The following is a 13,285-nucleotide window of genomic DNA, read 5'->3' on the forward strand; positions in this document are numbered from 1 at the left end:
AGAGTATGGTTATTCCTCTTTGCCGAGCGCCATGCGCAGACGGTCCAGCCAGCCATAAAATGCCGATCGGGTTAACAGGCTGATGACCTTCTCTGGCGAGAGACCTGACTCGGTCAGGGGCGTTAACTGGGCAGCGCTAAAGCGATCCGGAGACGCGACGAGCAGCGCATGGGCGGCGGTGAGCATCGACGACGCCTGGCCTTCGCTTCGCGGAAGGTTAACCAGAATTTCGCCCGTCATGTTAAGCAGCATCGGTTCATGACACAGCACCGGCGTGAGCGCTTCAAGCGCCGGTTCCGCCTGCCAGCGAGAGAGTGCCTCAAGCTGAAGCGTACTGGCATATTTGAGTTCAACCGGGGGAAGCGTGGCGGTCCATTTGCTGAAGCTGACCGGCAAGGTATGGGGCTGAATGTGGTGTCCGGGAAGCCAGCGTACCGGATGGCCAAGCAACGCCTGAAATGCCGCGACCACTCGCGCCTGAAAACCGACAAAGCCGATGATCTGGTTAATAAGCACAATGTCATACGTCGTAAGTCCAACTTCATCAAGCTGGTTTTGGGCTTTGTTATCGATGACATCGGGTGAGCTGGCTAACTGGCGGGCATACTGGGTAATTTCTGCAAGGCGTCGATTGCTTTCCCGGGAGGAATCCGGCCCCGGAAGAGGCGCGAGGAGAGCAGCGTAGTGGTTACAGAGCCGCTGAACGCCACACGCCTGGGCAACCGTTAATGCCGTGCTCAGCCTGTCGTAGGCGCTGAGCGTATGCAGACGGTTCACGGGTGTTTCGAGTGGGAACAAAAGATGACACAGGTTTCGGGCAGGCGTAAGCCAGCCAGCACAGCGTGCGAGAATGGTTTCGGGCAGGGCTAAATCGAGCAAAAAACGATCGTCGACGTTAGCAGCTTCGGGCACCAGCGGCAGAACGTCCCTCTGCGAATGATTTGACTGGGTTTCATGATACCAGTGGCCTTTGCCGGAAAAACGGCGCTGTTCCATGGGCGTTCCTTGATCTCAAAATGGCGATCAATATCCTGGCGTAAGGCGGATGAGGGGAAAAATATTGTTAGGTGATAACAAATAGCAGAACGGAATAACGAAGGGGGGGGAGAAACTCTCTTCCCTGGCGGGAAGAGAGTGACAAGCTTATTTGATTTCCAGTTCGTTCATTGCAGCGATGTTGAAGCCGCCGTCAACGTGAACCACTTCACCGGAGATACCTGCGGAAAGGTCAGAGCACAGGAATGCCGCAGAGTTACCCACATCTTCAATGGTAACGGTACGACGAATCGGGGTAACCGCTTCGCAGTGTGCCAGCATTTTACGGAAATCTTTGATACCGGACGCGGCCAGGGTACGGATTGGACCCGCAGAAATAGCGTTAACACGCACGCCTTCAGGACCCATTGCGTTCGCCATGTAGCGCACGTTAGCTTCCAGAGAGGCTTTTGCCAGACCCATAACGTTGTAGTTAGGGATTGCACGTTCTGCGCCAAGGTAGGACAGGGTCAGCAGGGCTGCGCCCGGATTCAGCATCGCGCGGCAGGATTTTGCCATCGCAACGAAGCTGTAGGAGCTGATGTCGTGTGCGATTTTAAAGCCATCACGGGTAACCGCGTTCACATAGTCGCCGTCCAGCTGGTCGCCAGGTGCGAAGCCGATGGAGTGAACAAAACCGTCGAATTTTGGCCATGCTTTTGCCAGTTCAGCAAACATGCCATCAATGCTTTCGTCTTGTGCAACGTCACATTCCAGAACAATGCTGGAACCCAGCTGCGCGGCAAATTCTTCAACACGGCCTTTCAGCTTGTCGTTCTGGTAGGTGAACGCCAGCTCAGCGCCTTCGCGATGCATAGCCTGTGCGATGCCGTATGCGATGGACAGTTTGCTGGCAACGCCAGTCACCAGAATGCGCTTACCGGAAAGAAAACCCATAGCTTTAATCCTTATATTCATTGCTTATTTTGCCTTGTAATTCATAGCGTTACAGGCAGTATTTCAAAATCATTCGAAATTAGCTCGAAATTATAGCCCACTCACAGCCCCTTGTGTCACGATATTTCTCGCTCCTGCGTCGTGACTGGGTTCACGGAAGACGTTGACCTGACTCTTCATCAGGCTGTTTTGTGTGTATTCCAGCAGTATATCACCGCGCGCTGGGTTCGCCTCATCCAACCAGACACTGGCCGAAGCTGCACGCTTATACTGCCGGAACGGATATTACTTCGCTGGCGAGGGAATTCTGGCAATAACTTTAATTTCAAAATCAAATCCGGCCAGCCAGTTAACACCGATAGCCGTCCAGTTTGGATAAGGAGGGTGCGGAAACGCCAGTTTCTTCGCCTCCATGATGGCGGGGAACTGGTTTTCAGGATCGGTATGGAACGTCGTGACGTCAATCAGATCGTCAAAAGTACATCCCGCGGCTGCCAGAGTCGCCCGTAAATTATCGAACGCCAGCTGTACCTGAGCGGGGAAATCAGGCTCAGGCGTGCCATCACTGCGGCTGCCAACCTGACCGGAAACAAATAACAGATCGCCAGAGCGGATTGCAGCTGAATAGCCATGCTCTTCATAAAGGGCATGACGGTTGGCCGGGAATACAGGATCACGTGAGTGCATGGTTTTTCCTTTTCTGTCAGAGGTATTGTTGTGGTTACGCAGTGGAAGTAACATACGCGATGTATGTCAAAAATGTAATTCACATACATTGCGTATGTCAAATTAAAAGATTGCTTAATAAAGGAAGTCCTATGGCTACAAAACGTCGCGCTGAAACAGCCCAGGAAAATCGCGAGAAAATGATTCAGGCGGCGCGGAGGGCATTTGCAGAAAAAGGCTATGCCGCAGCGTCGATGGATGAACTGACGGCAAGCGTGGGGTTAACACGCGGCGCGCTGTATCATAATTTTACCGATAAGAAAGGGTTACTGGCGGCGGTAGTCGCGCAGATAGACGGCGAAATGGCAGCAAACGCGAAAGCCGTTGCCGCCGCCGCAGAAGATGACTGGGAACGATTGCTGGCGGAAGGCATTGCCTATATTAAAATGGCGCTGGTTCCGGAAGTTCAGCGTATTGTACTGCTTGACGGCCCGGCTGTTCTGGGCGATCCGGCGCAATGGCCCAGCCAGAACAGCTGCCTTGAGTCCACCCGTCAGACCATCGAAAAAATGATCGAATGCAAGGTGCTTAAAAAGATGGATGCCAGAGTTGCAGCCCATCTGTTAAATGGTGCTGCGCTGAATGCGGCTCTGTTGATAGCTGCCAGTGATGATCCGCAGAAGACGCTACCGCATGCCATAGAGGTGTTTACTCTGCTGGCAAGCGGATTACGTAACGGCTAGCGATCTTTACGCCACGCGTCCGCCGTCAACGCTTCACCAAAGTGTCCGGCAATCAGGCGTTTTGTCAGGTCATGGAGTGGGGAGGCCAGCACATCAGCCGTACTGCCGCGCTCAACGACTTCGCCCTGGTGCATCACCAGCACCTGATCGCTGATATGCTTCATCATGCCCAGGTGCTGAGTGACGTAGATATAGGAGATCCCCTGTTTCTCCTGTAACTCCAGCATCAGGTTAATGAGCTGCGAACGCATCGACATATCCAGCGCCGCCAGCGCTTCGTCGGCGATAATGACCTTCGGGCGCAGGATCAGCGCGCGGGCCAGACCGAGACGCTGTTTTTGCCCCGGGGCCAGCATATGTGGGTAATAGCTGACATGGTCGGGCAGGAGGCCAACCAGACGCAGGGTTTCGACAATCCGTTTGCGACGTGCTTCCGGCTCCAGGTCGGTATTCAACCGCAGCGGGAAATCCAGGATCTGGGAAATTCGCTGGCGCGGGTTAAGGGAGGTCGACGGATCCTGAAAAATCATCCTGATGCGCTGACTGCGGAAAGAGTAGTCCCCAAATTCCAGAGGATGATCGTCAATCAGTATTTCACCGCCGCTCGGCTCGACCATGCCCGCAAGCATTTTTGCCAGGGTCGATTTGCCCGATCCATTTTCTCCAATAATCGCCAGCGTCTGTTTTTCGCGCAGCATAAAGCTCAGCGGTTTAACCGCCTCGACGGTCTGACGGTGAAACAGGCCGGTGCGATAGCGAAAGGTCTTACTCAGGTTTCGCACTTCCAGTAAGGTTTCGACCATTTCACTCTCTCTCCATGTTCAGCGGGAAATGACAGGCAAACAGATGGTTTTTCGGCCCTGTCAGGCGCGGTGTTTCAATGCATTTACGCTGAGCATACGGGCAGCGCGGACCCAGACGGCAGCCAATGGGCAGCGATTCCAGCAGCGGTATCGCGCCTGGCAGGGTATTCAGACGGCTCTTGTGCGGCATCGCGCTGCCAAAGTCAGGGATTGCCCGGATCAGCGCCTGGGTATAGGGATGATGCGGCGTCGTCACCAGGTCTTCACTTGGCGCGGTTTCTACCGTCTGGCCGCAATACATCACGTCAATTTTATCCGCCCACTTGCTCAACATTTGCAGGTCATGGCTGATCAGCAAAATGGTGGTGTTGTTATTCTGGTTCAGACGCGTGAGCAGGCGGAAGATCTGGGCCTGAGTGGTTGGCTCCATCGCGTTCGTCGGTTCGTCCGCAATCAGCAGGCGCGGCTGATTCGCCAGGGCGATGGCAATCATCACTTTCTGGCATTCACCGTCGGTCAGTTCGTAGGGGAAACTGCGCATCGCGTCTTTATGATCTTTGATCCCGACACGGTGCAACAGCTCAATGGCACGGCGTTTACGCCAGCCGAAACGCTGCCACCAGCGGCCTTTATAGGTCCAGCCGGGAATGTTCTGCATCAGCTGTTTCCCGACGCGCTCGGACGGGTCGAGACAGGATTGCGGCTCCTGGAAAATCATCGAGACGTTATGACCCACCAGCTTGCGGCGTTCGCGTGGGGAAAGACGCAACAGATCGATGTCGTCGAAACGCATACGATCGGCGGTCACCCGCCAGTTGTCCTTCGCCACGCCGCAAATGGCTTTGGCGATCAGACTTTTCCCCGAACCCGATTCGCCCACCAGCCCGCGGATTTCGCCCTCAGCGAGCGTGATACTGATGCGATCCACGGCCTTGACCCAGCCTTCGCCCGTTTTAATTTCGATCGTGAGGTTGCGGATATCAAGTAACGGCATTATTGCACCCCCGCATTGATGGCGCGGCGGATCCCGTCGCCCAGCAGGTTAACGAGCAGCACGCTCACCATGATGGCCGCGCCCGGCAGCATCACCGTCCACGGCGCGACGTAAATCAGCTCCAGCGCATCGCCGAGCATAGCGCCCCATTCCGGGGAGGGGAGCTGCGCGCCCAGGTCCAGGAAGCCCAGCGCCGCGATATCCAGAATCGCCATCGACAGGGCACGGGTGATCTCCGTCACCAGCCCGGCGGCAATATTTGGCAGCACGGCAAACCAGAGAATATTGAAGGTGGTGGCGCCATCCAGACGGGCGGCGACGACATACTCTTTCTCCAGTTCGTCGTGAACCAGACTGTACACCGAGCGAACCATGCGCGGCAGAATGGCCAGCCAGACGGCAAACATCGCATGCGTGAGATGTGGCCCCGCGAAGGCCACAACGATAATCGCCAGCAGCAGCGAAGGAATCGAGAGCAGGGTATCCAGAATATGGTTAAGCACGGCTGACCGCAGCCCGTGGGTTGAGCCGGCAAAAATACCCAGCGCAAGGCCGCAGATCGCGGCGGCCAGCGTCACCACAAACGCGCCACCCACAGTGGGGGCCGCGCCGCTCAGTAAACGGCTTAGGACGTCGCGTCCGAGATCGTCAGTCCCCAGGAAGAAAGAAACCTCCCCGTAGCGCGACCACGACGGCGGTAAAAGCTGGTAGCCAAGGAACTGCTGATCGATGCCATACGGGGCAAACCACGAGCCAAAAACACATAGCAACACGAGGCCAATACAGCCGTAAAAGCCGATCATCGCCGTGGTGTCCCCGTAAAAATTACGCCACACGGTACGTAACGCACCGGGCGTGCGCTTTTCGCTGTAGACGTTATCGTAAGGCATACCATTCCTTATGCTTCAACGGGTTGGCCATGGCACCCAAAATATCGGAAACAACGTTAACAATAATGACCAGGGAACCTATCACCATCACCCCGGCGGAGATCGCAGCGTAATCCTGCTGGCGAATGGCGTTGATCATCCAGCGCCCAAGGCCCGGCCAGCTGAAAACCATCTCGGTGATCATGGCCAGCGTCAGCATGGTGGAAAATTGCAGCCCAAGACGTGGGATAACCGGCGGCAACGCATTGTGCAGCACATGGCGACGCAAAATCGTCAGGCGAGACAATCCGCGCGTGGCGGCAGCTTTAACATAGTTTTGATCGAAGACCTCGATGGTACTGATACGCATCAGGCGGATCACTTCGGTCGTTGGCGCGACGGCCAGCGTAAGTACCGGCAGCACCATGTGGCGCAGCGCGCTCACGATCATTTCGTCGCGCCAGACCGAATCAGAAAGCCAGGCGTCAACGATGGCGAAGCCGCTCACCGTTTGCACGTTATAGAGCAGGTCAAAACGGCCAGACACCGGCAGCCAGCCTAACGTCAGTGAGAAGAAGAGGGTAAGCAGCAGCGCCAGCCAGAAAACAGGGATGGAAAAACCAATTAAGGCAAGCGCGCTGATAAATTTATCCTGCCATTTATTGCGATAAATTCCCGCCAGCATCCCCACCGGGATCCCCACCATAAGGGCAAAGCCAAAGGCGAGTATACACAGCTCCATGGTGGCCGGGAAAACGACTTTCAGCTGCTCGGAGATAAGCTGTCCGTTGATGCTGGACACGCCAAAATCCCAGTGCAACAGGCCGTTAAACCAGAACAGCCAGGCGTCCCAGAGGGAGGAGCCCTGAAGCGGGGCGTGCGGCGTAAAGTAGCTAAGGCTAAAGCCGACAAAGGTCAGGAAGAACAGGGTGACCAGCAATAACAGCAGCCGACGCAAGGTAAAGATAATCATGGTTTTTTCACCTCTTGTTCTTTCTCACGGGTCACGCCCGCGAAGGAGGCGTTACCAAACGGGCTGAGTACCAGCCCTTTGATATCGTAACGGTAGGCCTGGAGGCGCAGGGAAGAGGCAAGCGGCAACACGGGAAGTTCTCTGGCCAGAATATTTTGCGCTTCATCGTAGGCTTCAATGCGGGAAGCAAGCTGTTGAGACGCCAGCGCTTTTTGCAGTACGGCATCAAATTCCCGGTTACACCAGTGAGCGTAGTTGGTCTGGGAGTTGATCGCCGCACAGCTCAATAGCGGACGGAAGAAGCTGTCCGGGTCGTTACTGTCGGTGGACCAGCCAGCCAGCGTTAAGTCGTGATTCATGTCCATCAGACGCGCCTCCTGGAAACGGCCTTCGACAGGCACGATGATCACCTTAACGCCCACTTGCGCCATATCGGCCTGTAACAGTTCGGCCGTTTTCAGCGGGCTGGGGTTCCACGCCTGAGAGCTGGTAGGTACCCACAGCTGTAGCGTCAGGTTCTCTGCCCCCAGCGCTTTAAGCTGTTCGCGCGCTTTCGCCGGATTGTATTCCGTGATCTTCGCCTCGCCGTCATAGGCCCAGGAGGCGCGCGGCAGAATAGAGGCGGCGGTTTCCGCAGTACCGTAGTAAATCGACTGCATCAGACGCTGGTTGTTGATCGCTAACGCCAGCGCATGGCGCACGGCCGGGTTATTGAGCGGCGGCTTATCGGTATTAAACGCCAGATAAGCGATGTTCATTCCCGGGCGCAGGGTCAGGCGCAGGCGAGGGTCGTCGCGCAAAATGGTCAACTGACTGGCCGCAGGCCAGGCAAGGACGTCGCACTCGCCAGTCAGCAGTTTAGAGAGTCGCCCTGTTCCGCCTGAGCCCAGATCAACAATTACCTGCGGCATCAGCGGTTTGCCGCGCCAGAAATGATCGTGACGTTGCAGGCGAATGTATTGTCCGGCGCGGTACTCTGCTAACTGGAACGGACCTGTGCCCACAGGTTCACGATCGAGACGTTCCTGACGATCCTTTTTCGTCAGCTGATCCGCATACTCGGCTGACATGACCGAGGCGTAATGGGTTGCCAGGTGCCATAGGAAGGAGGCGTCCGGGCGTGTCAGGCGAAATTCAACCGTACGGTTATCCAGTTTACCAACGCTTTTGACCGTATCAGCAAACTGCAAACTGTCGAAATAGGGGAAGTTGTCGCCGTTGACGTTGTGCCATGGATGATTGCGGTTGAAGATGCGCTGGAAGGTGAAAACCACGTCATCCGCGTTGAGTTTACGGGTTGGGGTAAACCACGGGGTGTGCTGAAAAGCGACGTCATCGCGTAGACGGAAGCGGTATGTGGCGCCGTTATCCATCACTTCCCAGCTCTCGGCAAGTTCCGGGACCAGCCGATAGGTGTAAGGATCGACATCAAGCAGGCGATCGTAAAGCTGTGCGGCCAGCGTATCAACAATCAGGCCGCTCCCCGCCTTTTGCGGATTAAAGGTATCAACTTGCCCGCTGACGCAGTAGACGAAACCACTATCACGGATATCAGGGGGCACAGCGCGATCGGGCGCAGCAAAGGCCAGATTGCTGAACAGACCGAGTGCAAACAGGGACGATAAAACCAGGCGCATAGTTTTTAAGGTTTTTAGATTCGATCTGCAAAGTGTATCGCACTTACGCCTGCTTCGTAAAAATGTCTGGGGGTAAGTGCTGATAATGTCAGCGCATTTGATGTTTTTTGAGCAATGCCCTTAACTGATGGTAGGTCAGACCCAGCAGTTCAGCTGCCCGTTTCTGGTTATATTTTGCCTCTTTCAGGCTCTGCTCAAGCAGTTGCTGTTCCTGCTGATGCTGGAACTGCCGTAAATCGAGCGGTAACGCCGGATCCTGCTGGAGCGTCGTTGAAGCCGGAGGCTGTTTAACCTCGCGCCGAAACGGATCGAGAATAATGTTGTCCAGCTCGGTCTCGCTGGTGCCATGACGGTAAACAGACCGTTCCACCACGTTTTTGAGTTCACGAATATTGCCCGGCCAGTGGTAACCGAGCAGGGTCTCGGTGGCCTGTTCGCTGAAGCCCGGGAAGAGCGGCAGGCCCAATTCCCGGCACATCTGAATGGCAAATTGATCGGCCAGCAACATGATATCGCTGCGCCGCTCCCGCAGTGGTGGCAGCTGAACGACATCGAAAGCGAGCCTGTCCAGCAGGTCGGCGCGGAATTTGTCTTCTGCCACCATCGCGGGCAGATCGGCGTTGGTGGCGCATACCAGGCGAACGTTGACCTGGAGCGGCTGACTTCCGCCAACGCGTTCCAGTTCACCATACTCAATGACGCGCAGCAGCTTTTCCTGCACCAGCATCGGCGCTGTCGCCAGCTCGTCGAGGAAAAGGGTTCCGCCATCGGCACGTTCAAAGCGTCCGGGATGCCGTTTTTGCGCGCCGGTAAATGCGCCAGCTTCATGACCAAACAGCTCGGTGTCGAGCAGATTTTCATTCAACGCCGCGCAGTTAAGGGAAATAAAGGGTCCGTCCCATCGGCCCGACAAAAAATGCAGACGGTTAGCGATAAGTTCTTTACCCGTTCCCCGCTCGCCAATAATGAGGACCGGTTTATTCAGCGGTGCCAGGCGAGAGACCTGCTCAAGCACTTCCAGAAAACTGTTGGCTTCGCCAAGCAAATTATCTTTATATTCAGCCATGATGAAATTAACCACTCCTTAGTGATATTCACCAGGTGAGCATAGCTGTCGGCTGAGTAAATATCAATCACATACAGTAAAATCAATAAGATAAAAAGTTGGCATGGCATTTGTATTACCTGTTCAGCAGGGCATCGCCCGATAACAGAACTATGAGGATTGAATTATGGGTATTTTTTCTCGTTTTGCCGACATCGTGAACGCCAACATCAACTCACTGCTGGAGAAAGCGGAAGATCCGCAGAAGCTGGTGCGCCTGATGATTCAGGAGATGGAAGACACGCTGGTTGAAGTACGCTCCACCTCCGCCCGCGCGCTGGCAGAGAAAAAGCAGTTGACGCGTCGTATCGAGCAGGCGACCTCCCAGCTCAACGAGTGGCAGGAAAAGGCCGAACTGGCGCTTCGTAAAGATAAAGAAGATTTGGCTCGCGCTGCGCTGATTGAAAAACAGAAGCTGAGCGATATGGTCACCACCCTGGAACATGAAGTGACGCTGGTGGATGATACGCTGACGCGTATGAAGAAAGAGATCGGTGAGCTTGAAAACAAACTCAGCGAAACCCGCGCACGTCAACAGGCGCTGGCGCTGCGCCACCAGGCGGCAAGCTCGTCCCGCGACGTGCGACGCCAGCTGGACAGCGGCAAACTGGATGAAGCGATGGCGCGTTTCGAATCGTTTGAACGCCGTATCGACCACATGGAAGCGGAAGCTGAAAGCCACAGCATCGGTAAGCAGAAAACCCTGGATCAGCAGTTTGCTGACCTGAAAGCCGATGATGAAATTAGCGAGCAGCTGGCTGCGCTGAAAGCCAAAATGAAACAAGACAACCAATAATAATTCCTGCGGCACCTGAGCGTGCCGCATCGTAAGACAAGGAGTACACATGAGCGCGCTTTTTCTGGCTATACCCCTGACCATTTTTGTGCTGTTTGTTCTGCCCATCTGGTTATGGCTGCACTACAGCAACCGTTCTTCACGCGGTGAGTTGTCCCAGAGTGAACAGCAGCGGCTGGCGCAACTCTCTGCGGAGGCAAATAAAATGCGCGAACGTATTCAGGCGCTGGAAGCTATCCTGGATGCGGAACACCCGAACTGGAGGGAGCGATAATGGCTGGACTGAATCTGAATAAAAAACTGTGGCGCATCCCGCAGCAGGGCATGGTACGGGGCGTTTGCGCCGGACTGGCACACTATCTGGATGTTCCGGTAAAACTGGTGCGTGTGGTCACCGTGTTGTCGATTTTCTTCGGCCTGGCCTTTATTACGCTGGTGGCTTATATCATTTTGTCGTTTGTGCTCGATCCGATGCCGGAAGGTGAACTGGATGCAGAGAACACGCCAACCAGCAGCGATCTCCTTAACGCGGTCGATGAACAGCTAAGCGCAGGGGAGAAGCGATTGCGTGAGATGGAACGTTATGTCACCTCCGATACCTTTACGCTGAGAAGTCGTTTTCGTCAGCTTTAAGAGAGAACTTACATGAAACAAAACTGGCAACAGGCCGGTCAGAAGGTAAAACCCGGCCTGAAAATCGCAGGTAAACTGGTTCTGATGACGGCGTTACGTTATGGCCCGGCCGGTGTGGCGGGTTGGGCGATCAAATCTGTTGCCCGCAAGCCGGTCAGAATGTTGCTGGCGGTTGCTCTGGAGCCGCTGTTACAAAAACTGGCAAAACGCGTTTCCCGGCGCTACTTTTCACGTTAGTCCCTCCCGCATACGCCCTTTCTCGCCAGGAGAAGGGGCATGAGTTCCCCCTCTGCGTTTCTTCTGCTTTTCTTCTTTCTTTGCGGCAGCTCACAATAATGCGTTGCGCTGCTCTGAGATTGCGGCTTTCTGCGCCCGGGTCCGTTGACAGATATTTTTCATGGGAGTAGATTGCCACCCCGTGGGACCGCTACCATGGAAAATAATGTGAACGCGAAAATTAAAAAACTTATCAATCATATTTACGGTGAATCATTTTCAGATGCACACCTGGACGTGTTATTAACTAAGCTTGAAAAAGCGGCGGTTAATATTACGGAAAAACGTAAGTCAGGCTGGGATGAAAAAGACGTGGTGCTGATTACGTATGCCGATCAGTTCTCCGCGAAAGGGGAGAAAGCGTTGCCGGTATTCACCCGGTTCTATAATGAATGGCTTTCCCGTACGTTTTCCCATGTCCATCTGTTACCGTTTTATCCATGGTCTTCGGACGATGGATTTTCCGTTATCGATTATCACGAGGTGGCACATGAAACCGGAACCTGGCAGGATGTTGCGGAATTAAAACAGTCAGCCAGCTTAATGTTTGACTTCGTTTGCAACCATATGTCAGCGAAAAGTGAATGGTTTGCTAATTATCTGGCGCAGAAGCCAGGCTACGAAGATTTCTTTATTTCTGTCGATCCCGAAACCGATTTATCCGCCGTGACGCGTCCACGCGCATTACCGCTGCTGACGCCATTCACGCTTCATGATGGCAGCGTTCGTCATCTGTGGACCACCTTCAGTGAGGACCAGATCGATCTCAATTTCGCCTCGCCGCAGGTGCTGATTGCAATGGTTGACGTTCTGCTCCATTACCTCATGGAAGGGGCGCGTTATATCCGTCTGGATGCGGTTGGGTTTATGTGGAAGATCCCGGGAACTACCTGCATTCATCTGGAACAAACCCATTGCCTTATCCAGCTGTTCCGCGCCATTACGGACGCCGTGGCGCCTGGAACGGTGATAATCACTGAGACAAATGTTCCCCACAAAGACAATATCTCTTACTTCGGTAATGGCGAAAATGAAGCCCAGATGGTCTATCAGTTTTCCTTACCTCCGCTGGTGCTGCACGCCGTTCATTGTCAGGACGTTAAAGCCCTGTGTCAGTGGGCGGGGTCACTGGCGCTGCCTTCAACACACACCACATGGTTTAATTTCCTGGCCTCGCATGATGGTATCGGTTTAAACCCATTACGCGGCATCCTTCCGGAATCCGAGATCCTCTCGCTGGTCGACAAGCTTCAGCAGGAAGGCGCGCTGGTTAACTGGAAAAATAATCCAGACGGAACGCGAAGCCCTTATGAAATTAATGTCACCTATCTTGATGCGTTAAGTTTACGAGACAGTTCAGATGATGAGCGCATTGCCCGGTTCATCCTGGCGCATGCTGTGTTGTTAAGTTTCCCTGGCGTACCGGCTGTTTATATTCAAAGCATTCTCGGTTCGCGTAACGATTATGAAGGGGTTGAGCGTCTCGGATATAACCGTGCGATAAACCGGAAGAAATATACCGCAGGTCAGGTTGATCGGGAACTCAATAATAAGAAGAGTATTCGTTATCAAATTTATTCTCGTTTGAGTGAGCTTATCGCTATTCGTCGCGGAGAGAGTGCGTTCCATCCCGACGGTCAGGCTATTTTTGACGCAATGGGTGAACATATTCTTAAAATTGTTCGTGTTGCTAAAAATGGCGAGCGAATAACAGCATTATTTAATTTTAGCAATAAAATGCAGACCGTTTATGAACAAACGCACTTCGGTAAAGAATTACTATCAGGACAAGATATTAGCGGTACGGAACTGACCCTCAATCCATGGCAGGTCATGTGGATTAAAGAAAACTAAAAAG

15 protein-coding genes are annotated in these 13,285 nt (G+C 54.0%); 6 read left to right on the forward strand and 9 right to left on the reverse strand.

From position 1 onward, the window contains the following. Nucleotides 1-9 precede the first annotated feature (9 nt). The 3 genes from BH712_RS01555 to BH712_RS01565 all read right to left on the reverse strand — a co-directional run bounded on the left by BH712_RS01555 (nucleotide 10) and on the right by BH712_RS01565 (nucleotide 2,619). Nucleotides 10-996, reverse strand: a complete 987-nt coding sequence (locus tag BH712_RS01555; protein ID WP_006810829.1) for a CMD domain-containing protein — start codon at nucleotides 994-996, stop codon at nucleotides 10-12. Between the two features lie 147 nt (nucleotides 997-1,143). Further along, on the reverse strand, nucleotides 1,144-1,932 hold the full coding sequence (gene fabI / locus BH712_RS01560; protein WP_003856831.1) for an enoyl-ACP reductase FabI: 789 nt from the start codon (nucleotides 1,930-1,932) through the stop codon (nucleotides 1,144-1,146). A 285-nt stretch (nucleotides 1,933-2,217) separates the two neighbouring features. After that, nucleotides 2,218-2,619, reverse strand: a complete 402-nt coding sequence (locus BH712_RS01565) for a RidA family protein (protein ID WP_032673859.1) — start codon at nucleotides 2,617-2,619, stop codon at nucleotides 2,218-2,220. 131 nt (nucleotides 2,620-2,750) lie between these two features. Here BH712_RS01565 and BH712_RS01570 point away from each other — a divergent pair, with 131 nt between their 5' ends. Next, complete coding sequence (locus tag BH712_RS01570) at nucleotides 2,751-3,341, forward strand: TetR/AcrR family transcriptional regulator (RefSeq protein WP_006810826.1); 591 nt, start codon at nucleotides 2,751-2,753, stop codon at nucleotides 3,339-3,341. Here BH712_RS01570 and sapF read toward each other — a convergent pair. The 6 genes from sapF to pspF all read right to left on the reverse strand — a co-directional run bounded on the left by sapF (nucleotide 3,338) and on the right by pspF (nucleotide 9,698). Continuing rightward, the gene (gene sapF / locus BH712_RS01575) at nucleotides 3,338-4,144 is read right to left on the reverse strand and encodes a putrescine export ABC transporter ATP-binding protein SapF (RefSeq protein WP_006810825.1); all 807 of its coding nucleotides are present in this window, start codon (nucleotides 4,142-4,144) and stop codon (nucleotides 3,338-3,340) included. The two genes, BH712_RS01570 and sapF, sit on opposite strands and share 4 nt — an antisense overlap. Nucleotide 4,145: 1 nt before the next feature. Beyond that, on the reverse strand, nucleotides 4,146-5,138 hold the full coding sequence (gene sapD / locus BH712_RS01580) for a putrescine export ABC transporter ATP-binding protein SapD (protein WP_003856840.1): 993 nt from the start codon (nucleotides 5,136-5,138) through the stop codon (nucleotides 4,146-4,148). Further along, nucleotides 5,138-6,028, reverse strand: a complete 891-nt coding sequence (gene sapC, locus BH712_RS01585; protein WP_006810824.1) for a putrescine export ABC transporter permease SapC — start codon at nucleotides 6,026-6,028, stop codon at nucleotides 5,138-5,140. The genes sapD and sapC overlap by 1 nt, the downstream gene beginning before the upstream one ends. Further along, nucleotides 6,015-6,980, reverse strand: a complete 966-nt coding sequence (sapB, locus tag BH712_RS01590; RefSeq protein ID WP_006810823.1) for a putrescine export ABC transporter permease SapB — start codon at nucleotides 6,978-6,980, stop codon at nucleotides 6,015-6,017. Before sapB ends, sapC begins: the two co-directional genes overlap by 14 nt. Beyond that, nucleotides 6,977-8,617: an ABC transporter substrate-binding protein SapA gene (gene sapA / locus BH712_RS01595; protein ID WP_006810822.1), complete on the reverse strand. Its 1,641-nt coding sequence runs from the start codon at nucleotides 8,615-8,617 to the stop codon at nucleotides 6,977-6,979. Before sapA ends, sapB begins: the two co-directional genes overlap by 4 nt. 88 nt (nucleotides 8,618-8,705) lie before the next feature. Continuing rightward, nucleotides 8,706-9,698: a phage shock protein operon transcriptional activator gene (gene pspF / locus BH712_RS01600; protein WP_169313203.1), complete on the reverse strand. Its 993-nt coding sequence runs from the start codon at nucleotides 9,696-9,698 to the stop codon at nucleotides 8,706-8,708. Between the two features lie 151 nt (nucleotides 9,699-9,849). On the opposite strand from pspF, the gene pspA reads away from it, so the two are divergent. The 5 genes from pspA (at nucleotide 9,850) to BH712_RS01625 (ending at nucleotide 13,281) form a co-directional block, all read left to right on the forward strand. After that, nucleotides 9,850-10,518 (forward strand): phage shock protein PspA, encoded by a 669-nt coding sequence (gene pspA / locus BH712_RS01605; RefSeq protein ID WP_006810820.1) that lies wholly within the window; start codon nucleotides 9,850-9,852, stop codon nucleotides 10,516-10,518. Nucleotides 10,519-10,567: 49 nt separating this feature from the next. Beyond that, nucleotides 10,568-10,792, forward strand: coding sequence for an envelope stress response membrane protein PspB (gene pspB / locus BH712_RS01610; RefSeq protein ID WP_003856853.1), 225 nt, complete (start codon nucleotides 10,568-10,570; stop codon nucleotides 10,790-10,792). Further along, the gene (gene pspC, locus BH712_RS01615; RefSeq protein WP_006810819.1) at nucleotides 10,792-11,151 is read left to right on the forward strand and encodes an envelope stress response membrane protein PspC; all 360 of its coding nucleotides are present in this window, start codon (nucleotides 10,792-10,794) and stop codon (nucleotides 11,149-11,151) included. The genes pspB and pspC overlap by 1 nt, the downstream gene beginning before the upstream one ends. Before the next feature lie 12 nt (nucleotides 11,152-11,163). Next, nucleotides 11,164-11,388 (forward strand): phage shock protein PspD, encoded by a 225-nt coding sequence (gene pspD, locus BH712_RS01620; protein WP_006810818.1) that lies wholly within the window; start codon nucleotides 11,164-11,166, stop codon nucleotides 11,386-11,388. A 195-nt stretch (nucleotides 11,389-11,583) separates the two neighbouring features. Further along, nucleotides 11,584-13,281 (forward strand): sugar phosphorylase, encoded by a 1,698-nt coding sequence (locus BH712_RS01625; protein WP_006810817.1) that lies wholly within the window; start codon nucleotides 11,584-11,586, stop codon nucleotides 13,279-13,281. Nucleotides 13,282-13,285 lie beyond the last annotated feature (4 nt).

It is taken from the genome of Enterobacter hormaechei ATCC 49162 (assembly GCF_001875655.1).
GTDB classification, from domain to species: Bacteria; Pseudomonadota; Gammaproteobacteria; order Enterobacterales; family Enterobacteriaceae; genus Enterobacter; species Enterobacter hormaechei.